General features: G+C 60.2%; 15 protein-coding genes. 9 read left to right on the top strand and 6 right to left on the bottom strand.

Annotated elements, in window-relative coordinates:
- The first annotated feature begins 71 nt into the window (after positions 1-71).
- Entirely contained in the window at positions 72-848 is a 777-nt protein-coding gene (locus JNB85_RS28285; protein ID WP_220337724.1) for a metallophosphoesterase, read from the top strand.
- Between the two features lie 97 nt (positions 849-945).
- Here JNB85_RS28285 and JNB85_RS28280 read toward each other — a convergent pair whose 3' ends face one another.
- Both JNB85_RS28280 and JNB85_RS28275 read right to left on the bottom strand, forming a co-directional pair.
- A complete protein-coding gene (locus tag JNB85_RS28280; protein WP_220337723.1) occupies positions 946-4125 on the bottom strand; it encodes an efflux RND transporter permease subunit in 3180 nt (1059 codons plus the stop codon).
- On the bottom strand, positions 4122-5297 hold the full coding sequence (locus JNB85_RS28275) for an efflux RND transporter periplasmic adaptor subunit (protein WP_220337722.1): 1176 nt from the start codon (positions 5295-5297) through the stop codon (positions 4122-4124). Before JNB85_RS28275 ends, JNB85_RS28280 begins: the two co-directional genes overlap by 4 nt.
- Before the next feature lie 490 nt (positions 5298-5787).
- Between JNB85_RS28275 and JNB85_RS28270 the strand changes: the two genes are divergently transcribed.
- From JNB85_RS28270 to JNB85_RS28260, 3 genes are read left to right on the top strand one after another with little or no spacing between them, the layout of a single operon-like run.
- Positions 5788-6252 (top strand): MarR family winged helix-turn-helix transcriptional regulator, encoded by a 465-nt coding sequence (locus JNB85_RS28270; protein WP_220337721.1) that lies wholly within the window; start codon positions 5788-5790, stop codon positions 6250-6252.
- The gene (locus tag JNB85_RS28265) at positions 6245-7468 is read left to right on the top strand and encodes an HlyD family secretion protein (RefSeq protein ID WP_220337720.1); all 1224 of its coding nucleotides are present in this window, start codon (positions 6245-6247) and stop codon (positions 7466-7468) included. The genes JNB85_RS28270 and JNB85_RS28265 overlap by 8 nt, the downstream gene beginning before the upstream one ends.
- 5 nt (positions 7469-7473) lie before the next feature.
- Positions 7474-9015 (top strand): DHA2 family efflux MFS transporter permease subunit, encoded by a 1542-nt coding sequence (locus tag JNB85_RS28260; protein WP_220337719.1) that lies wholly within the window; start codon positions 7474-7476, stop codon positions 9013-9015.
- A 15-nt stretch (positions 9016-9030) separates the two neighbouring features.
- On the opposite strand, the gene JNB85_RS28255 is transcribed toward JNB85_RS28260, so the two are convergent.
- From JNB85_RS28255 to JNB85_RS28245, 3 genes are all read right to left on the bottom strand, one after another.
- Positions 9031-9627, bottom strand: coding sequence for a DNA-3-methyladenine glycosylase (locus JNB85_RS28255; protein ID WP_420852301.1), 597 nt, complete (start codon positions 9625-9627; stop codon positions 9031-9033).
- Positions 9628-9714: 87 nt separating this feature from the next.
- Positions 9715-10029 (bottom strand): hypothetical protein, encoded by a 315-nt coding sequence (locus JNB85_RS28250; protein WP_220337718.1) that lies wholly within the window; start codon positions 10027-10029, stop codon positions 9715-9717.
- 19 nt (positions 10030-10048) lie between these two features.
- On the bottom strand, positions 10049-10963 hold the full coding sequence (locus JNB85_RS28245; RefSeq protein ID WP_220337717.1) for a LysR family transcriptional regulator: 915 nt from the start codon (positions 10961-10963) through the stop codon (positions 10049-10051).
- 119 nt (positions 10964-11082) lie between these two features.
- Here JNB85_RS28245 and JNB85_RS28240 point away from each other — a divergent pair, with 119 nt between their 5' ends.
- Together JNB85_RS28240 and JNB85_RS28235 are read left to right on the top strand one after the other, a co-directional pair.
- Positions 11083-11823 (top strand): SDR family oxidoreductase, encoded by a 741-nt coding sequence (locus JNB85_RS28240; RefSeq protein ID WP_220337716.1) that lies wholly within the window; start codon positions 11083-11085, stop codon positions 11821-11823.
- Positions 11824-11924: 101 nt separating this feature from the next.
- Positions 11925-12827: an SDR family oxidoreductase gene (locus tag JNB85_RS28235; protein WP_220337715.1), complete on the top strand. Its 903-nt coding sequence runs from the start codon at positions 11925-11927 to the stop codon at positions 12825-12827.
- A 240-nt stretch (positions 12828-13067) separates the two neighbouring features.
- Here the strand turns inward: JNB85_RS28235 and JNB85_RS28230 are convergent, their stop codons facing one another.
- The gene (locus tag JNB85_RS28230; protein WP_220337714.1) at positions 13068-13979 is read right to left on the bottom strand and encodes a LysR family transcriptional regulator; all 912 of its coding nucleotides are present in this window, start codon (positions 13977-13979) and stop codon (positions 13068-13070) included.
- Positions 13980-14143: 164 nt separating this feature from the next.
- On the opposite strand from JNB85_RS28230, the gene JNB85_RS28225 reads away from it, so the two are divergent.
- The 3 genes from JNB85_RS28225 (at position 14144) to JNB85_RS28215 (ending at position 19513) form a co-directional block, all read left to right on the top strand.
- A complete protein-coding gene (locus tag JNB85_RS28225) occupies positions 14144-14956 on the top strand; it encodes an alpha/beta hydrolase fold domain-containing protein (RefSeq protein ID WP_220337713.1) in 813 nt (270 codons plus the stop codon).
- A gap of 47 nt (positions 14957-15003) precedes the next feature.
- Positions 15004-16194 carry an efflux RND transporter periplasmic adaptor subunit gene (locus JNB85_RS28220; RefSeq protein WP_220337712.1) on the top strand — a complete coding sequence of 397 codons (1191 nt, stop codon included), beginning with the start codon at positions 15004-15006 and terminating at the stop codon, positions 16192-16194.
- A 121-nt stretch (positions 16195-16315) separates the two neighbouring features.
- The gene (locus tag JNB85_RS28215) at positions 16316-19513 is read left to right on the top strand and encodes an efflux RND transporter permease subunit (RefSeq protein ID WP_220337711.1); all 3198 of its coding nucleotides are present in this window, start codon (positions 16316-16318) and stop codon (positions 19511-19513) included.
- The last annotated feature ends 154 nt before the right edge of the window (positions 19514-19667 follow it).

Below are 19667 nucleotides of genomic sequence, written 5' to 3'. Positions count from 1 at the left end.
CTTACCAACTTGATCGCCTTGCCGTATGCTCTACTTATGGTTAAGGGACGGCGAACCGATCAGGAATAATGATGAGCGATTCTCTTGCACGAAGCCGCGAGGGTTCGAAGGCTGGACGTCAGCCGCGTCCGCGCGTGAGCATGGATATAGCTGACATCCCGACCTATGCCATCGGCGACGTGCATGGGCGTCTCGACCTGCTGCAGAAAGCGGAAGAGGCGATCGTACGCGACGCCGAGCATTTGCCGGGAACGAAACTCATCGTCATGCTCGGCGACTATATCGACCGTGGTCCGCAATCCGCACATGTCATCAGCCATCTCATGGATCCAGCGCCCGAAGGATTCGAACGCATCTGTCTTGCCGGCAACCATGAGATCGTCATGCTCGACTATATCGACGGCTGGGCATCCTATGACGACTGGATGACCATGGGTGCTGCTGAGCTTCTGCGATCCTACGGCCTCGATCCCGATCATCTGCCTCTCGTCTTCCGCTCGGGTGCGCAGCTCGACGCCTTTATCCGCCAGTCGCTGCCGCATACGCATATAGACTTCATCCGCTCTTTGCCGATCATGCTCGATACGCCCAACGTCGTCTTCGTGCATGCGGGCATCGACCCCCGCGTGCCGCTCGACGAGCAGGCCGACGACGACCTGGCCTTTATCCGCCAGCGCTTCCTGGAAAGTCCGCTGCCGCTGCCTAAGCTCGTTGTGCATGGTCACACGCCCGGCGACCAGCCGGATGTGCAACCGATGCGGCTGAACCTCGACACCCGCGCCTTCAAGAGCGGCAGGCTCTCCGTCGCCCGCTTCTGGCAGGGACAGGTTTATCTCTTCTCCACCTGAGCCTTAGAGTATCGGTTCCTTCGAAACACGAAATACTCTCTATTTGCTTCACGCAATTCCGGACGCAAAACCGGAATGCACTTCTGCTGGAATTGCTCTAGGCAGCATTCTCTTCTGCATCGACGCGAGCCTGGGCTTCCGCCGGCTTTTTACGCCAGCGGCGCAGCACGACGTAAAAGACCGGCGTCAGGAACAGGCCGAAGACTGTCACGCCCAGCATACCCGAGAACACGGCCGTGCCGAGCGATTGACGCATTTCGGCACCTGGGCCGGTGGCGATGGCAAGCGGTAGAACGCCGAAGATGAAGGCGAAGGCCGTCATCAGGATCGGGCGCAGGCGCAGATGACTCGCCTCGATTGCAGCATCAACGACGCTTTTTCCTTCTTCCTCCGCTTGTCTTGCAAATTCGACGATCAGGATCGCGTTCTTCGCCGCAAGGCCAATCAGGACGATCAGGCCGATCTGTGTCAGGACATTGTTGTCCATTCCCCTGAGCCACACGCCGATCAACGCGGCGAGCACCGCGAGCGGGACAATAAGGATGATCGCCAGAGGCAGGACCCAGCTTTCATATTGTGCCGCAAGCGCAAGGAAGACGAAAATGACAGACAGGGCGAAGATGTAGACGGCGGTATTCCCGGTGTGGGTTTCCTGATAGGCAAGCTCCGTCCATTCGAAGGTCGTGCCTGGCGGCAGGATCTCCCCCGCCAGCGCTTCCATCTTCTTGATCGCGTCGCCTGTCGATGTGCCGGGCGTCGGATTGCCCTGAAGCGGTACCGAGACATACATGTTGTAGCGCTGGACAAGTGCCGGACCGCTGGAATCCTGAATATCCATCAGAGTGCCAAGCGGAACCAGCGCGCCGGTTGCCGATCGAACCTTCAGTGCCAGGATGTCGTCCCTGTCCATGCGATATTGCCGGTCAGCCTGGGCGCGAACCTGATAAACGCGCCCGAACGCATTGAAGTCGTTCACATAGGCCACACCGAGATTAATGGAGAGCGCGTTGAAGATATTGGGGATCGGCACGTTCAGGAAACGTGCCTTGTCGCGGTCGATCGCCAGGAAATATTGTGGGCTTGCATCCGAAAATGTCGTGAAGACGCCTGTCAGACCCGGGGTCGTGGCCGCGGCACCCATCATCTGGCGGGCCAAACCAAGGACGCGCGTCATGTCAGCGTTTTCAAGATCCAAAATCTGCATCTTGAAGCCGCCGGAATTGCCGACGCCGCGCACCGATGGAGGCGGGATGGCAATGATGAAGGCTTCCTGTATGCTCTGCAGCTTGCCATAGAGCTCGCCGATGATCTTGTTGGCGGTTTCGCCGCCTTCCTCACGCTCGGCAAAGGATTTGAACGGGACGAAGACGACCCCGGCATTCGAGGCATTGGTGAAGGTCGCCCCGCTGAAACCGGCGAATTGCACGGCATTGCCGACGCCGGGTACCGTGCGGGCGATCTCGCCTACCTGTTTGACGACGGCATCGGTACGCGCCAGCGAGGCGCCGTCCGGAAGCTGGATGACGACGATCGCATAACCCTGGTCCATGGTCGGGATGAAACCGGAGGGAACCTTCTGGCCCATGTACCAGGTTGCGCCCAACAGGCCGGCGAAGACAATAAGCGAAGCTGTCAATCCTACCCAACTGCTGACGAGGTGCCGGACGATCCAGGAATAGCCCGAGCTCATTCGATCAAATCCGCCGTTGAAGCCGTTCGCAAGCCCGCTTCCCACCTGGGAAAAGATATTCTTGCGCTTGGCTTCGTGGTCATGGCTTTTCAGCAATATGCCTGCTAGCGCAGGCGAAAGGGTCAGCGAGTTCAATGCGGAAATCGCCGTCGTGACCGAGATCGTCACCGCGAACTGTTTATAGAATTGTCCGGAAATGCCGGGAATGAAGGCCGTCGGCACGAACACCGCGATCAAGACCAGCGAGATGGCGACGACGGCGGTTCCGACTTCGTCCATCGTGACGTGCGAGGCCTGTTTCGGGGTCATGCCGCGCGCCAGGTTTCGTTCGACGTTTTCCACCACCACGATCGCGTCGTCGACGACGATACCGATCGCCAGCACGAGACCGAACAAGGTGAGCATGTTGAGCGAGAAGCCGAAGGCGAGCAGGACGGCGAAAGTGCCGATCAGCGATACGGGGATGGCGATGATCGGAATGATCGCCGTTCGCCAGGATTGCAGGAAGACGAGGACGACGATCGCCACGAGGATCGCCGCTTCGGCGATGGTTCTGTAGACTTCATAGATCGAATCCGAGATGAATTCGGTCGTATCGTAGATGATACGGTACTCCAGACCCGGCGGGAAATTTTGAGACAGGTCCTTCATGATACCCTGGATCTGATGGGCCGTATCCAGCGCGTTGGTCCCCGGTCGAGCGAAGATGCCGAGAGCAACTGCGGGGTCGTTGTTGAGATAGCTGTTGGTGACGTAATCCTGTGCGCCGAGCTCGATACGGGCGACATCCTGCAAGTTTACAAGCCGGCCGCCGGCTGTCGATTTCACAATGACGTAGCGAAACTGGCGCACGTCCGAGAAGCGTCCGTCCGTGCGCACCGTATATTCAAAAGCATTCTTGCCGGTCACGGGCGGGGCGCCGATCTTGCCGCCTGACACCTGGACGTTCTGGTCTCTCAAGGCAGCAACGACGTCATCGGATGTCATTCCGTAGGCGGAGAGCTTTTCCGGATCCAGCCAGATTCTCATCGAATACTGGCGCTCGCCGAAGAGTTGCACATCGCCGACGCCGTCAAGGCGCACGAGAACGTCGCGTATGCGGTTACGAGCGTAGTTGGAGACATAGAGCTGGTCATAGCGGTGCGACGGGGACAAGAGGTGCACCACCATCATCAGGTCAGGCGAGCTCTTGTCGGTGGTCACGCCGAGCCGCTGGACTTCCTCGGGAAGACGGGGCAGGGCGATGGAAACGCGGTTCTGCACAAGAACCTGAACCTTGTCGAGATCGGTGCCGAGCTTGAAGGTAATCGTCAGCGACATGGCGCCGTCGGCGCTGGAATAGGAAGACATATACAGCATGTCTTCGACGCCGTTGATCTGCTGTTCGAGCGGGGTCGAAACCGTGTCGGCGATCGTCTGCGGATCGGCGCCCGGATAGGAGGTGCGCACGACGATAGTCGGAGGCGCGATCTCAGGATATTGGGAGACCGGCAATTGCGTATAGGCGATACTGCCGACCACGAGGAGAACGATGGAGATGACGGCCGCAAAGATCGGCCGGTCTACGAAGAAATGAGCAAATCTCATTGGCTGCTCTCCGCGCCGGCAGCTTCCGGCGGAGCATCTGTCCGCTCCTTCGGCAATTCGGTCATCTGGGGCGTGACCTTACCGCCGGGTCGGGCGCGTATCAGGCCATTGACGATGATCGTCTCGGTACCGTCGAGGCCTTCACGAATGACACGGTAGCCGTAGAGCCGCGGACCGGGCCTCACGGGCTTGGTCGAGACCGTGCCGTCTGCACCGACGACATAGACGACGCGCTCGTTCTGGTCCGAGCCTATTGCCTCGTCAGGGACGAGAATGGCTTGATAGGTGTTGGAGGCAGCGACCTGTATACGGCCGAAGAGGCCTGGCTGAAGGACGAGATCGGGATTGGGGAAGCGGGCGCGCAGACGAATGGTGCCGCTCTCATTGTCGATCCGGTTCTCGGCGAAATCGAGCTTTCCCTTGAACGGCTTGGCTGTGGGATCAGAGATCGTGACCGTGACGTCCAGTCCGCCGCCGCCCAGTTGGAGATCCTTGCCGAGTTTACGGGCCGTGTCGGCGAAATTCAGCAGCCGTCGCTCGTCGACGTCGAAATAGAAATCGATCGGGTCGAGGGAAACGATCGTCGTCAGCACGGTCTGGTCTGTCTGCACGAGGTTGCCGGCGGAGATCAGGCGCCGATCGATACGGCCACTCAGGGGCGCAACGATTTCGGTATATTCCATGTCGAGAGCTGCGCGATCGGCTGCGGCCTGCGCTCCGCGGACATTGGCCTCGGCCGAATCGAATTCGCGGCGGCGGTCGTCCAATGTCTGCGCCGACTGACTGCCGCTCGAAGCAAGGGACTGGGCGCGTTTATACTGGGCGTCGGCGAAGACCAGTGCCGATTTCGCCGCTTCGAGTGCCGCATTGGCCTGATTGAGGGCGGTTACGAACGGCCGCTGATCGATGACGAAGAGACGGTCCCCCTTCTTCACCAGAGCGCCGTCCGTAAAGTCGATTTCCTGCAGGTAGCCACCGACACGCGAGCGGACGGAGACCTCGTCGACAGGCTCGAAGCGGCCGATGAATTCGTCATTATCGACTACATCACGCACGACGGGTTTGGCGACCGTGACGGGCGGGGGAGCGGGTGCCTGCTGCGCCTCAGCGATAAGAGGTAAAAGAGCCGCAAAGCAGCCGAGCGCCAGTGTCTGTCGAAGCGAATAAGCCATTCCGGTCCCCCTTGCGGGCGGCCGAATGCAGCCGCCTGAACCTATGCTTGAGATAAGCTATTCATGTCTGCTGGAACGAAGGCATGAGCTTCGTCCTGAATCTGAATTCTACCCATGCTTGGCTGCCGGGAGATGACAGGTGAACGCCAGCACCTCGAAATCAACCGGAGGGAGAAAATTCTGCTTCCCCCTAACTCCATGAAGGCAGACTATAAACGGGAGAATCCAAAAATTGCAAATGCCAATTATCTGCATGGATTTGGAGTCCCTCAGACCCCGACGCTTGCGCTGATATGTCGCTTTACAGCGTTGCTGAGGCGAGTTTCGGCCACCACTGAACTTTTCGAAAAGCCGGATCGAAGGCTCTCCAGCGGGCTGCGGCATTTTGGCCGCAGATGCGGAATCTTGAGATTGCGTCTCTTGTGCTCTGCGCATGCTCAATATATGTATTTACATCATAAGGATGCTTATTACTAGCCGGCGAAGGTATATGACCAACAATCCAACACTCGGTTTTCTTCTGCACGACGTTGCCCGTCTGCTACGCAAGCGGTTCGAGCAGCGCGCAAAGGACCTTGGGCTGACGCGGTCTCAGTGGCAGACGCTTGCCTATCTCGCCAATAATGAGGGCATCCATCAGAGCGGGCTTGCCGAAATCCTCGAAATCGAGCCGATCACGCTGGTCCGCATCCTGGACAAGCTCGCCGAGCGCGGCCTGATCGAGCGCCGCCAGCACCCGACCGACCGACGCATCTGGCTGCTCTACATGCGTGAAGCAGCCCATCCGATTCTCGCCGAAATGCGAAAGATCGGCGATGTGACCCGCGGCGAGGCGCTGGAAAGCATAACACCCGAAGAGCGCGAGCAGCTTTTCCGTATCCTGTCCGTAATGAAGACGAACCTGGTGCAGGCGTGCCGGTCCCCGGTCGCCGAGAATGAGACGAAACATGGCTGATCAATCCCCGCTGCGCGTCGTCTCCGACGCGAATGCCAAGAACCCTCTCGAAGAAAAAGACATTCCCCAACAACCGGAAACGGTGGCAGAGGCGCCTTCATCCAATTCAGCGCCCGCGGCTGCCGCGGTGGCTGCGCCTGGCGGCAACAAGGTCCGCCGCCGGCGCAGCTTCACCCGACCCGTCCTCTTTGCCCTGCTGCCCGTGGCGCTCGTCGTCGGCGGCTACTACTATGTCAATGGCGGTCAGATCGTGTCGACCGACAATGCCTATATCCAGGCGGACATGGTGGGCATCACGACCGACGTTTCCGGTATCGTCGACAAGATCAACGTACATGAGAACGAGCAGGTCAAGGCGGGGCAGGTGCTTTTCAGCCTGCAGTCGGACGCCTTCAGGATAGCTCTCGATGGCGCCAAGGCACAGCTCGGGGCGCAGCGCAACCAGATCATGAACCTCAAGGCCAGCTACCAGCAGTCGCTCGCCGAGATCACGCAAGCTGAAGCCGATCTGCCCTATTACCAGGACCAGTTCGACCGGCAGCAGAACCTCGTCAACAACGGCAGCGCCACGCAGTCGGCCTATGACGAGGCCAAGCACAATCTCGAGGCCGCGCAGCAGAAGGTTTCCGTCGCCAAGGCGGAGGCAGCAACGACGCTTGCCCAGCTCGGCGGCAATGCCGACCAGCCGGTCGAAGAAAACCCGCTCTATCTGCAGGCCAAGTCGCAGGTCGACAACGCCCAACGCGAGCTCGATCACAGCATCGTCAAGGCGCCCTTCGACGGCATCGTGACCAACGTCAACGCGCTGCAGGTCGGCTCTTATCTTCAGGCTTCGCAGCAGGCCTTCTCGCTGGTTTCGACCTCGCATCTGTGGATCGCCGCAAGTCCGAAGGAAACCGAGCTTACTTACGTCAAGCCCGGCCAGTCGGTCGATATCTACGTCGACACCTATCCGGGCGTCCTATGGAAGGGCAAAGTCGAAAGCATCAGCCCGGCGTCGGGTTCTTCCTTCTCGCTGCTGCCGGCACAGAATACGACCGGCAACTGGGTAAAGGTCGTGCAGCGCATTCCGATGCGCGTCAGCATCGACGACTCTCAGGGCAAGCCGCCGCTTCGCGTCGGCATGAGCACGGTCGTCGATGTCGATACCGGCCACGCGCGCGGCCTGCCTGATTTCGTCAACAACCTTCTGGGCCACGGCAAAAGCCACGAGTAACGGCCATGAGTACTGCCCCTGCACCATCGGCAACGCCGGTTGCCAATCGCGGCGCGATCACGGCCTGCGTTATTCTCGCCGTCATCATGCAGGCGCTCGATACGACGATCGCCAATGTGGCGCTGCCCTATATTCAGGGCAGCGTTTCGGCTTCCGCCGACCAGATCAATTGGGTTTTGACCTCTTACATCGTCGCGGCGGCGATCATGACACCGCCATCGGGCTTCCTTGCCGCCAAGTTCGGCCGCAAGCGCGTGCTGCTGACGGCAATCGTCGGTTTCGTCGTCGCCTCCGTGCTTTGCGGTCTGGCGCAGTCGCTGCCGCAGATCGTTGCCTTCCGCCTGCTGCAGGGCCTGTTCGGGGCCTCGCTGGTTCCGCTTTCCCAGGGCATCCTCCTCGACATCTACTCGGTCGAGGAGCGCGGCTCGGCCATGGCCCTGTTCGGCGTCTCGGTCATGGTCGGGCCGGTTCTGGGTCCCGTCATCGGCGGCTGGCTGACCGACAATATCAGCTGGCGCTGGGTCTTCTACATCAACATTCCGATCGGTGCGCTCGCCTTTGCCGGCATCGTCATATTCGTCTCGGAGACGAAGAGGGATGCGCTCGCCAAGCTCGACTGGTTCGGTTTCGGGATGATGAGCCTGTTCATTGCCGCGCTCCAGCTCTTCCTCGACCGCGGCGAGCAGCTCGACTGGTTTTCTTCAGGTGAAATCATGATCGAAGCGATCGTCTGCGCCGCGGCTTTCTATCTGCTCCTGGTGCATACGCTGACGGCGGAGAAATCCTTCGTCAATCCGCGGCTGTTCCTCGACCAGAATTTCACCGTCAGCATGATCTTCATCTTCGTGATCGGCATCACCTATCTCGCCTCGCTGGCGCTGATGACACCCTATCTGCAGACGTTGATGGGCTACCCGGTCATCACGGCGGGCATCGTCATGGGACCGCGCGGCCTCGGCACCATGCTTTGCATGTTCATCGTCGGCCGGCTGATCGGCAAGGTGGATACGCGTTGGCTGCTGTTGCTCGGTCTCGGCCTGACGGCCTGGGCGATGTATGACATGACCGGCTGGACGCCCGACGTTTCGCAGTGGACGATCATCTCGGTCGGCTTCATCCAGGGCGCCGGCCTCGGCTTTCTCTTCGTGCCGCTGACGACGATCGCCTTTGCGACGCTGCCGGCACAGATGCGCGGTGATGGGACCGGCCTCTATAACCTGTCACGCAACATCGGGTCCTCGGTCGGCATCTCGATCGTCTCGGCACTGATCGTCGAAAACACGCAGAGCAATCATGAGTCGATCGCGGTCTATGTGACGCCGTTTAACAGAGCCTTCGATGCGACGGCAGCGCAGGGTCTCAGCCCGCTGACGGCGGTCGGCCGCGCGGCGCTTAACGACGTCATCACGTTGCAGTCGACAATCATTGCCTATATGGACGACTTCAAATTGCTGATGCTGATGTCGCTTGCCGTCATGCCGCTGGTCCTGCTGCTGCGCAAGCCGAAGGCTGCGCCCGCCATGGACCATAGCGCCGTCATGGAATGAGGTTGAAGGCTCCCATTAGCGGAACGGCTTGCTCAGATATCGCGATCCCTGAATGCCGAAGCGCCATGGTGCTTCGGCATTTTTCGTAATGCCGATCCGCTTGCCTGAGACGATGGGCACAGGAGCGGAGGGCGAGATCGCATAGGGTGGCCGGTCGAGCGTCCGGTCGTTGACGGAGATGTCGATGTCGAGTGCCTGGCAGAGTTTGCCTGGGCCGCTGCAGAGCTGGGTCAGCACATCGGTGCCGCGCCGCTCCATCATAGCCGGCAGGCCGTTTTCCGGCTCCAGCGCACGGATCAGCACCGCCGAGCCTGGTGTGCAGACGAAGTTCAGACACCAGTACATGCCATAGATGCGGTAGATATAGACATTACCTGGGCGGCCATACATGGCGCCGTTGCGCTTCGTCGGGCCGCGGAAACTGTGCGAGGCCTCGTCATCGGGGCAATAGGCCTCCGTCTCTGTGATCCGTCCGCCCGTGCCATTGACCGTCAGATGGCAACCGAGCAGGTCGCGGGCGACCTCGATCGCATCACGTTCGAAGAAATGGCGCAGGCTTTCCCCGGCAAGCGGGCCGGCGCCGAGCGCGCCATTGATCGTCTCTATGCTCATGGAGATTGGCGATAGCATTCCCATCGACGATCTGTCACCCGAACAATGTGCGTCTCATGATCTCGACAGTATCATTTTGGCACGGATTCAGTGGCCGGCATTGGGGTCGCGCATCGGAATGGAGGATACGGTGACGGAGACCGGATCGCTTGCCGGGAAGGAATCTTCGAGACCTTCGTTTAGTTCTTCCTCCAGCAGAGCGGCATCCTTGCCGCGGACGCTGTCGCCGTGCACGGTTTCGAGTGCCGAGCTCAAAATCGCCTTGGCTTTGGCGATGGCGTTGTCGTTCGTGAGCTCGGGGGCTTCGCGCAGCGTGACGGCAATCCGGTCCTCACCCTCTCCGCCGAACTCGACAACAAAGCCCTCGTCAGTCTGGTAGACCATGATATCGCTGAGTGGCATGACCGTTCCTCCGAAAGCGCTAATATGAGTGAACCGCGTTTTCGGCACTTTGTCGAGCGAAGACCTTTACCAGCCAGTCGATGAAGACACGGACGCGCGGCGAAAGCTGGCGGTTGCGCGGATAGAGCAGCGAGACCGGCGTCGGCGTGAGGGGAAAACCCGCAAGCACTTGGACGAGAGTCCCTGCAGCCAGATCCTGCTCGGCGTGGTAGCGTGGGATCTGGATCATGCCGAGACCCATGCGGGCAGCGGAAATGTAGCTTTCGGCGGCGTTGACGGTAACCGTCGCGGGAATGGTAATGTTGCGGATGCTTCCGTCAACGATGAATTCCAGGGGTATTGGGCCGGTGCTGCCGGTCGTGCGGAAGCCGACCATGCGATGCGAAGCCAGCCTGTCGGGATGTTCGGGCAGACCGAAAGCGGCGATATAGGACGGCGAGGCAAGGGTGATCTCTTCCAGCATGGTGACGCGCCGGGCGACCATGTCGCTGTCCTGCGGAGTACCGACACGCAGAACGCAATCGATGCCCTCGCGCACCAGATCCACCAGCCGGTCGCCCTCACTCATATAGAACTCTATATCAGGGTAGGCTTCCAGAAAGGACGGCAGGCTCGGCAGCACGAAATGGCGGGCGAGCGTGCCGTGTACGTCTACCCTCAGCAGGCCTTTCGGTTTGGCACCGGCAAAGGCACCCTCCGCGTCTTCGATATCGGCGAGGATCGACAGGCAACGCTGGTAGTATGCCTCGCCGTCGAGTGTCGGACTGACATGACGGGTGGTGCGCTGGAGCAGGCGCACGCCAAGACGCGCCTCAAGCTGCCTGACCGCGTCCGTAACGGTCGAGCGCGGGAGGCCGGTATCTTCGGCGGCAAGCGTGAAGCTGCGGCGCTCCACGACGCGAGAAAAGACCCGCATGGCATCGAATCTATCCATCTAATTTGTTCGTACTTCCCGGATAGTGATGCCGGATAATGGCTGATTATCCGCCAGACATAAAGGGGCATCTTCTCCTCATCGAAAGGCGCTGCGGCGCCGAAGCAAAGGAGAAGAAAATGTCTGCCAATCAAAACAAGGTCGCTCTCGTAACCGGCGCTTCCCGCGGCATCGGTGCTTCGATTGCTGAACGTCTCGCCAAGGACGGTTTCACCGTCGTCATCAACTATGCCGGCAACGCTGACCTTGCCGAAGAACTTGCCCAGAAGATCGAGAAGGCCGGCGGCAAGGCGCTGACAGCACAGGGCGATGTCGCCGATGCCGAGGCTGTGCGCCGCATGTTCGACGCTGCAGAGGCAGCCTTCGGCGGTGTCGACGTCCTCGTCAACAATGCCGGCATCATGCTGCTTTCCCGTCTCGCCGATGTCGATAACGCTACCTTCGATCGCCAGATCAACGTCAACCTCAGGGGCACGTTCAATACGCTGCGCGAGGCTGCCAAGCGCCTGCGTGACGGTGGCCGGGTCATCAACTTCTCAAGCTCGGTCGTCGGCCTGAAGCCGGAAACCTACAGTGTCTATGCCGCGACCAAGGCGGCCGTCGAGACGATGGGCGCCATCCTGTCAAAGGAGATGCGAGGCCGCCAGATCACCGTCAATACCGTCGCTCCCGGGCCGACGGCCACCGACCTCTTCCTCACCGGCAAGTCGGATGAACTGATCGACCGCCTTGCCAAGGCCAACCCGCTCGAGCGCCTCGGTACGCCGGAGGATATTGCCGGTGTCGTCGCCTTCCTCGCTGGCCCGGACGGTGCCTGGATCAACGGCCAGGTGCTGCGCGCCAACGGCGGCATGGTCTGACGCAAACGCGTGGTGGTGCCGTGCCGCCACGCTCCTCCCTCACATTCTTTCCATCAACCCCATTCGAATAGCCAGCCCCCCCGAATAGAAGGAATAGGATCATGAGCAAGCAAGTCATCGTCATCACCGGTGCTTCCAGCGGTTTCGGCGCCCTTTCCGCCCGCGCGCTCGCCAAGGAAGGCCACATCGTCTACGCATCGATGCGTGAAACCGAAGGCCGCAACCGGCCGCAGGTCGAGGCCGTCGAAGCCTTCTCCAAAGAAAACGGCGTCGATCTCAAGGCTGTCGAACTGGATGTCGCGTCCGATGCTTCGGTCGAAGCAGGCGTTGCCAAGGTAATTTCCGCCGAGGGGCACATCGATACGATTATCCATAACGCGGGTCATATGTCCTTCGGTCCGGCCGAGGCCTTCACGCCGGAGCAATATGCCGAGCTTTTCGATATCAACGTGTTGTCGACCCAGCGTGTGAACCGTGCTGTGTTGCCGCACTTGCGCAAACAGGGCAGGGGCCTCGTCGTCTGGGTTTCCTCCTCGAGCACCCGCGGCGGTACACCTCCCTACCTTGCTCCCTATTTCGCCGCCAAGGCTGCCATGGACTCGCTTGCCGTCTCCTATGCGAGTGAACTGACCCGTTGGGGTATCGAAACCGCAATCATCGTTCCCGGCGCCTTCACCACGGGCACAAACCACTTCGCCCATTCCGGTTCACCGGCCGATACGGCGCGCGCCGCCGAATATAATGAAGGTCCTTACAAGGGCCTCCCGGAACAGGCGCTGAAGGGTCTTGCTTCGCTCGAACCTCAGGATGCGGATGCCGCCGCCGTCGCGACGGCCATCGCCGATGTGGTGAACATGCCCTTCGGCAAGCGGCCGTTCCGCACCCATATCGATCCGTCGGAAGATGGGGCTGAGATCGTCAACGGCGTTGCCGACCGCGTTCGTGCCGAGCTCTTCCGCCGCATCGGCCTCCAGGATCTGCTGAAGCCCGTTGTCAGGAAATAACCGTCTGTAGCAAACTTGTGAACGGTCTGTTGGGTCCACCCCCTTATTATCTGGCGGAGCGCACCTATATCAAAATGGACGGAGGCGGACGGTATCTGCCGTCAGCCTCCCGACCTCCACTCCAGGCCTGCCGCGCCTTTTCCTGCGGCGCGTCAGGCCTCAAGTTTCAGACATCAGATCAAGGCCCGTGACGGTTATCCCTCCCATCACGGGCCGCTTTCTTTTGCGAATGATCCTTTGTCAGCGGGCATTCAGTTTCGCGTCCGCCAGCAGTTTCACCAGCCAGTCAACGAAGACGCGAACCTTGTTGCTGAGGTGCCGGTTCGGCGGGTAGACGACGTAGAGCGGCAGCGACTCGCGCGTCCACTCCGTCAGGGTCTGAACCAGCTCGCCCTTCGCAATTGGTTCACGCGCCATGAACACGGGGATTTGGGCAAGGCCGAGACCTGCGAGCGCTGCGGTCATGTAGGTACGGCTGTCGTTGACCGAGAGAATGTAGCGCGGATTGACCTCGACAACCTCGTTACCCTTGCGGAATTCGAACGGTACCGTACGATTGTTCTGAGCGCGGAAATAACTGACGGAATAATGTTCGGTTTCAAGCTCTTCCGGCCGCTGCGGCAGGCCAAATTTTTCCACATAGAGAGGCGCGGCGCAGGTGATCATCTCGATCTCCGAGACGCGCCTTGCAATGAGCGACTGATCGGCCGGCGTGCCAGCTCGCAGCGCGCAGTCGACGTTTTCAGCGAGATAATCGACGGTGCGGTCACCGACGCCGAGGTCTATGCGGATATCGGGATAGCGCTGATAGAAATCACAAAGCGCCGGCACCAGAATGGAATCGGCAAAGGCACCCGCCATCTCGACGCGCAGTCTGCCCGTGGGCAGGCTCTGTGAGTTTGAAAGACTGCCGTCCAATTCCTCGAGTTCTGAAATGATCTGCGCGGCGCGTTCGTAATAAAGAGCGCCATCGGTCGTCACCATGACTCGGCGTGTCGTGCGGTTGAGGAGCTTGGTGCGCAGGTGCGCTTCCAGCCCCTGAATGAGATTGGTCACCGTAGCCTTGGGCATGGCGAGCATGTCGGCGGCGCGGGTGAAATTGCCGGTCTCCACCACGCGGATGAAGACGCGCATAGCCGAGAGCTGATCCATCGGTTCAATTCCGCAGTTTGCGTTGCAACATTGTTCGGGATTTGGAATAGTGTTATCGCGATATCGCTTCTTATTCCCCACTTTGAATAACAATATCTTTTTGGTTCAAAATGCAAGAGGCGGGCGTTGCCCGTCGATCGCTAAGCAGCGAAGAGATAGAGACGATGGTGCCCGAGATCAAAGAGATGGTGCTGGAAAAGGTGGCCGCTGGCCCCGTTTCTGCGCGCGTCTATATGGGCGCCGATTTCGGCAAAGGGCCGCCGATCGTGCTCTATCTGCACGGCGGTGCGTTTCTCGACAGCGACCCCAAAGCCGATCGCCCGATCGCAAGCAGCCTCGCAAAGGCGGGTGCGATTGTCGTTTCCGCCGACTACAGTACTCTTTCGGGCAATGTCTTTCCCAAAGCGCTCGAAGTTTCCTTCTCGATCTTTTCCTACCTTGCCCTCAAGAAGGCCGGTCTCGGCGACCGTAAGTCGTTGCTTTTCGTTGCCGGCGAAGAGGCGGGTGGTAACGTCGCTGCCGGTGTTGCGTTGAAAGCGCGTGACCAGATGCCGGATGTGCTCGACGGCCAGATCCTGCTTTCTCCTCTTCTCGATCCTTTCATGGGTACGTCTTCGATCCGCAAGGCGGACAAAATCGGCATGCGCCAGCGCTGGACGGAAGGCTGGAGCCATTACCTGAGCGGCGGCGGCTGTCATCCCTATGCTGCGCCTTGTCTTTGCTCGCGGATTTCGGGCGTTGCACCGGCTCTGATTTTTACGGCGGAGGACGATCCGCTGCACGACGAAACCATCGGTTACGCCGCGCGCCTGAAGAAGGCAGGCGTTGGCGTGCGCCAGCATGTTCTTCCCGCCGGGACAGGCTGGCCTTCCATTTATGGCGGAAAATCTGAGGGAACTTCGACCTGGCAGGACAACGTCAGCCGCCACTTCGGGGATTTCCTTCAGGACGTGAGCGTTCAGCCACAATTGCATTGACGACGAACTGATTTTTTACGGCCATTTGGGCCGCAAGGAGAGTACCAATGACGTCCAAAAATAAACGCTGGGCCCTAGTGGGCGCTGGCCTGGGCCTCGCTGCGTCCGTTTCAGCAGCGGCCATCTTTTTCGAACTGCCGATGAGCGCAACCGCTACGGCCGCCTCCGAGCCTGCGCAGCCTCCGGCTGTGCCGGTAACGGTTGCTGTCGTCGCCAGCCGCGACGTGACGAACTGGGAGAGCTTCTCCGGTCGTCTGGAAGCCATTGATCGCGTGCAGGTCCGTCCTCGCGTTGGGGGTGCGATCCAATCTGTGCACTTCCGCGAAGGCGCTTTGGTGAAACAGGGCGACCTGTTGTTTACCATCGATCCTGCTCCCTATCAGGCGGCGGTCTCGCAGGCACAGGGTCAGGTCGCGTCGGCCGAAGCCAAAGTCAGCCTGGCGCAGACCGAGCTCGATCGCGGCCGCCGTCTCTCGGATAACCGAACGATCTCCCAGAGCGATCTCGACCAGCGTCAGAGCACGCTGGCCGAAGCCCGGGCGAGCTTACGCTCTGCGCAGGCCGCGCTGCAGTCCGCTCAACTCGATCTTGACTATACACAGGTACGTGCTCCGGTTTCCGGGCGTATCGGCAAGATCGAGGTCACGGCCGGCAACATTGTCGCTGCCGGTTCGGCTTCGCCCGAGTTGACGACGTTGGTCTCCGTCGATCCCATCTATGCAAGCTTCAATGCAAGCGAAGAGATGGTCACTAAGGCACTCTCGCAGCTTCCAGCAACCGACGCAGCACTGCCGGCCGTCGAGCAGATCCCGGTTGAAATCGGCACGCTTGCCGACGACGGGACGCCGATCAAGGGCAAGCTTCAGCTCGTTGACAACGAGGTTGACGCCGCAAGCGGCACGATTGCAGTGCGGGCCGTATTCGACAATCCCGGTGGCAGGCTGATCCCCGGCCAGTTCGTGCGTGTGCGGATGGGCCAGCCGAAGGCGGAGAACAAGATCGTCATCAGTGACCGCGCTGTCGGAACCGACCAGGACAAGAAGTTCGTCTTCGTCGTCGACGGTGAGAACAAGGTCAACTACCGGCAGATCAAGCTCGGTTCGCTGTTCGATGGCCAGCGCGTGGTCGAAGGGGGCCTCGAAGTCGGAGACAAAATTGTCGTCAACGGCCTTCAGCGTATCCGTCCGGGTGCAGTCGTAGCACCCCAGATGGAAGAGAAGGTCGCGACTGCTCAGTAAGAGTTGAGCCTCCTTCCCTCGGGGAGGCGGCCGTTACACGAGATAACATGACCTGCCGGTGCGCCTTCAAGCCGCCGGCGAGGGACTTTGCATCCATGTTCACCCCGGAGAGGGCGTTAAAATGAACATATCCAGATTCTTTATCGACCGCCCGGTCTTTGCCGGTGTTCTTTCGGTCCTCACCGTGGTCGCCGGCCTCATCTGCCTCCGGGCGCTGCCGATCTCCGAATATCCCGAGGTCGTGCCGCCGTCTATCGTCGTGCATGCCACCTATCCCGGCGCAAACCCGTCCGTTATCGCCGAAACGGTAGCCACGCCGCTCGAAGAACAGATCAATGGCGTTGAGGGCATGCTCTACATGGCGAGCCAGGCGACGTCTGATGGCGCCTTGAACGTCACCGTCACCTTCAAGCTCGGCACCGACCCTGACAAGGCGCAGCAGCTCGTGCAGAACCGCGTGTCGCAGGCCGAACCCCGCCTGCCAGCGGAAGTTCGCGCGCTCGGCATCACAACGGTCAAGAGTTCGCCTAATTTCATCGTGGTCGTGAACCTCGTCTCTGATGGAGACAGCCATGACATCACCTATCTGCGCAACTATGCGACACTGAACATCAAGGACCGGCTCGCCCGTATCGCCGGTGTCGGTCAGGTGCAGGTCTTCGGCGCCGGCGACTATTCAATGCGCGTGTGGATCGATCCGCAGAAGGCCGCCGAGCATAATCTTGCCGCAAGTGACATCAGCAACGCGATCAGCTCGCAAAACGTTCAGGCGGCTGCCGGCATCATTGGCGCTTCGCCCAGTCAGCCGGGCGTCGATCTTCAGCTCAACGTAAATGCCCAGGGTCGTCTGCGCACGCCGGAAGAATTCGGCAACATCATCGTCAAGACGGGCGCCAATGGCGAGATCACCCGTCTGCGCGACGTTGCCCGCATTGAACTCGGCGCCGCCGACTACACGCTGCGCTCGCTGCTCGACGGCAAGCCGGCTGTCGCGGTCGCCGTTCTCCAGGCGCCGGGTTCGAACGCCATCGAGATCGCCGACAATGTCCGCGCGACCATGGATCAGTTGCAGCTCGCCATGCCGTCAGGTGTGAAGTACGAGATCGTCTACGATACGACGAAGTTCGTTCGCTCCTCGATCGAAAAGGTGATCGATACGCTGCTCGAAGCCATCGCGCTCGTCGTTCTCGTCGTCATCCTGTTCCTGCAGACATGGCGTGCCTCGATCATCCCGCTGATTGCCGTTCCGGTATCCATCATCGGTACATTCGCGGTCATGTATATGTTCGGCTTCTCGATCAATGCACTCAGCCTTTTCGGCTTGGTGCTAGCGATCGGTATCGTCGTGGACGATGCGATCGTCGTCGTTGAAAACGTCGAACGCAACATCGAGGCCGGACTTAGTCCGCGCCAGGCGACGTACAAGGCCATGAAGGAAGTCTCCGGTCCGATCATCGCAATCGCGCTGGTGCTTGTCGCGGTCTTCGTCCCGCTCGCCTTCATCTCCGGCCTGTCGGGTCAGTTCTATCGCCAGTTCGCACTGACGATCGCGATCTCGACGGTCATTTCCGCATTCAACTCGCTGACGCTATCTCCGGCGCTTGCCGCTCTTCTGCTGAAGGGGCACCATGCACCGAAGGACTGGCTGACGCGGTTCATGGACGCGATCTTCGGCTGGTTCTTCCGCGGCTTCAACCGCGCTTTCGGTGCCGGTTCGAATGCCTATGGCAAGAGCATTGGCGGTCTGGTATCGCGCAAGAGCATCGTCATGGTGGTCTACCTTGCGCTTGTCGGTGCGACCTACAGCATCTTCAATACGGTTCCCGGCGGCTTCGTGCCGTCGCAGGACAAGCAGTATCTGATCGGCTTTGCCCAGCTGCCGGATGCCGCAAGTCTCGACCGCACGGAAGACGTCATCAAGCGCATGACCGACATCGCCCTGAAGCAGCCGGGCGTAGCTAATGCGATCGCCTTCCCGGGCCTATCGATCAACGGCTTCACCAACTCGTCGAATGCCGGCATCGTCTTCGTGACGCTGAAGGATTTCGAGGAGCGCAAGACGCCTGATCTTTCGGGTGGGGCAATTGCCATGGCCCTGAACCAGAAGTTCGGCGCCATCCAGGATGCCTTCATCGCCATGTTCCCGCCGCCGCCGGTCAATGGTCTCGGTACGACGGGTGGTTTCAAGCTGCAGATCGAGGATCGTGCAGGTCTCGGTAACCAGGCGCTCGACGAAGCCACCAAGGCCGTGCTTGCCAAGGCCTATCAGACGCCTGAACTTGCCGGCCTGTTCTCCAGCTTCCAGATCAACGTGCCGCAGCTCTATGCCGACCTCGACCGCGCCAAGGCCGAGCAGCTTGGGGTTTCCGTCACCGACGTCTTCCAGACGCTGCAGATCTATCTCGGTTCGCTCTATGTGAACGACTTTAATGCCTTCGGCCGCACCTACAGCGTCCGGGTGCAGGCCGATGCCAAGTTCCGCGCCCAGCCGGAAGATATCGGTCAGTTGAAGGTTCGCTCGGCATCGGGCCAGATGATCCCGCTTGCAGCCCTGCTGAAGGTGGATGCCAGCACCGGTCCGGAGCGTGCGAACCGCTATAACGGCTTCCTCGCTGCCGATATCAACGGCGGTCCGGCGCCGGGCTTCTCGTCCGGCCAGGCTCAGGCGGCGATTGAGAAGATCCTGCATGAAACGCTGCCATCGGGCATCGACTTCGAGTGGACGGACCTGACCTATCAGCAGATCCTTGCTGGTAACTCCAGCGTCGTCGTCTTCCCGCTGGCCCTGCTGCTCGTCTTCCTGGTGCTCGCTGCCCAGTACGAGAGCCTGACGTTGCCGCTCGCGATCATCATGATCGTGCCAATGGGTGTTCTGGCCGCCTTGACTGGTGTCTGGCTCACCGGTGGAGACAACAACATCTTCACGCAGATCGGCCTTGTCGTGCTTGTCGGTCTCTCGGCCAAGAACGCGATCCTGATCGTGGAATTTGCCCGCGAACTGGAGTTCGAAGGCAGGACGCCGCGTGAAGCCGCAATCGAAGCCAGCCGCCTGCGTCTGCGCCCGATCCTCATGACCTCCATGGCCTTCATCATGGGCGTCGTGCCGCTTGTCACCTCGACCGGCGCGGGTTCGGAAATGCGCGCCGCCATGGGTATCGCGGTCTTCTCGGGCATGATCGGCGTGACGTTCTTCGGCATCTTCATGACGCCGGTGTTCTATGTGCTTCTGCGCCGGATGACGGGCAACCGTCCGCTTGTCCAGCACAACGACAATCATCCGCAGGACGAGGACGATCATATGAAGGTCGCTGCGGAGTAACTTCTCCTTTGTCGGGTAAATCGGGCGGGGACCTTGGTCCTCGCCCGTTTCGTTTTGGGGATGCGACAAAAATGCGTTACGTCCGTCAAAACGGTTGCATGCTGGGGCGAGGGGGATATCAAGGGCAGGCAACAATTCGGGAGAGCTGGAATGC

It is taken from the genome of Rhizobium mesosinicum (assembly GCF_019511345.1).
Lineage (GTDB): Bacteria > Pseudomonadota > Alphaproteobacteria > Rhizobiales > Rhizobiaceae > Rhizobium > Rhizobium mesosinicum.
Note: the sequence above shows the minus strand (reverse complement) of the source record. Positions and strands in the feature narration are given on the sequence as shown.

Excerpts from the sequence above, each read along its gene's own strand:
- JNB85_RS28285 (WP_220337724.1), top strand. The coding sequence starts at position 72 with ATGAGCGATTCTCTTGCACGAAGCCGCGAGGGTTCGAAGGCTGGACGT.
- JNB85_RS28280 (WP_220337723.1), bottom strand. The coding sequence starts at position 4,125 with ATGAGATTTGCTCATTTCTTCGTAGACCGGCCGATCTTTGCGGCCGTC.
- JNB85_RS28275 (WP_220337722.1), bottom strand. The coding sequence starts at position 5,297 with ATGGCTTATTCGCTTCGACAGACACTGGCGCTCGGCTGCTTTGCGGCT.
- JNB85_RS28270 (WP_220337721.1), top strand. The coding sequence starts at position 5,788 with ATGACCAACAATCCAACACTCGGTTTTCTTCTGCACGACGTTGCCCGT.
- JNB85_RS28265 (WP_220337720.1), top strand. The coding sequence starts at position 6,245 with ATGGCTGATCAATCCCCGCTGCGCGTCGTCTCCGACGCGAATGCCAAG.
- JNB85_RS28260 (WP_220337719.1), top strand. The coding sequence starts at position 7,474 with ATGAGTACTGCCCCTGCACCATCGGCAACGCCGGTTGCCAATCGCGGC.
- JNB85_RS28255 (WP_420852301.1), bottom strand. The coding sequence starts at position 9,627 with ATGAGCATAGAGACGATCAATGGCGCGCTCGGCGCCGGCCCGCTTGCC.
- JNB85_RS28250 (WP_220337718.1), bottom strand. The coding sequence starts at position 10,029 with ATGCCACTCAGCGATATCATGGTCTACCAGACTGACGAGGGCTTTGTT.
- JNB85_RS28245 (WP_220337717.1), bottom strand. The coding sequence starts at position 10,963 with ATGGATAGATTCGATGCCATGCGGGTCTTTTCTCGCGTCGTGGAGCGC.
- JNB85_RS28240 (WP_220337716.1), top strand. The coding sequence starts at position 11,083 with ATGTCTGCCAATCAAAACAAGGTCGCTCTCGTAACCGGCGCTTCCCGC.
- JNB85_RS28235 (WP_220337715.1), top strand. The coding sequence starts at position 11,925 with ATGAGCAAGCAAGTCATCGTCATCACCGGTGCTTCCAGCGGTTTCGGC.
- JNB85_RS28230 (WP_220337714.1), bottom strand. The coding sequence starts at position 13,979 with ATGGATCAGCTCTCGGCTATGCGCGTCTTCATCCGCGTGGTGGAGACC.
- JNB85_RS28225 (WP_220337713.1), top strand. The coding sequence starts at position 14,144 with ATGGTGCCCGAGATCAAAGAGATGGTGCTGGAAAAGGTGGCCGCTGGC.
- JNB85_RS28220 (WP_220337712.1), top strand. The coding sequence starts at position 15,004 with ATGACGTCCAAAAATAAACGCTGGGCCCTAGTGGGCGCTGGCCTGGGC.
- JNB85_RS28215 (WP_220337711.1), top strand. The coding sequence starts at position 16,316 with ATGAACATATCCAGATTCTTTATCGACCGCCCGGTCTTTGCCGGTGTT.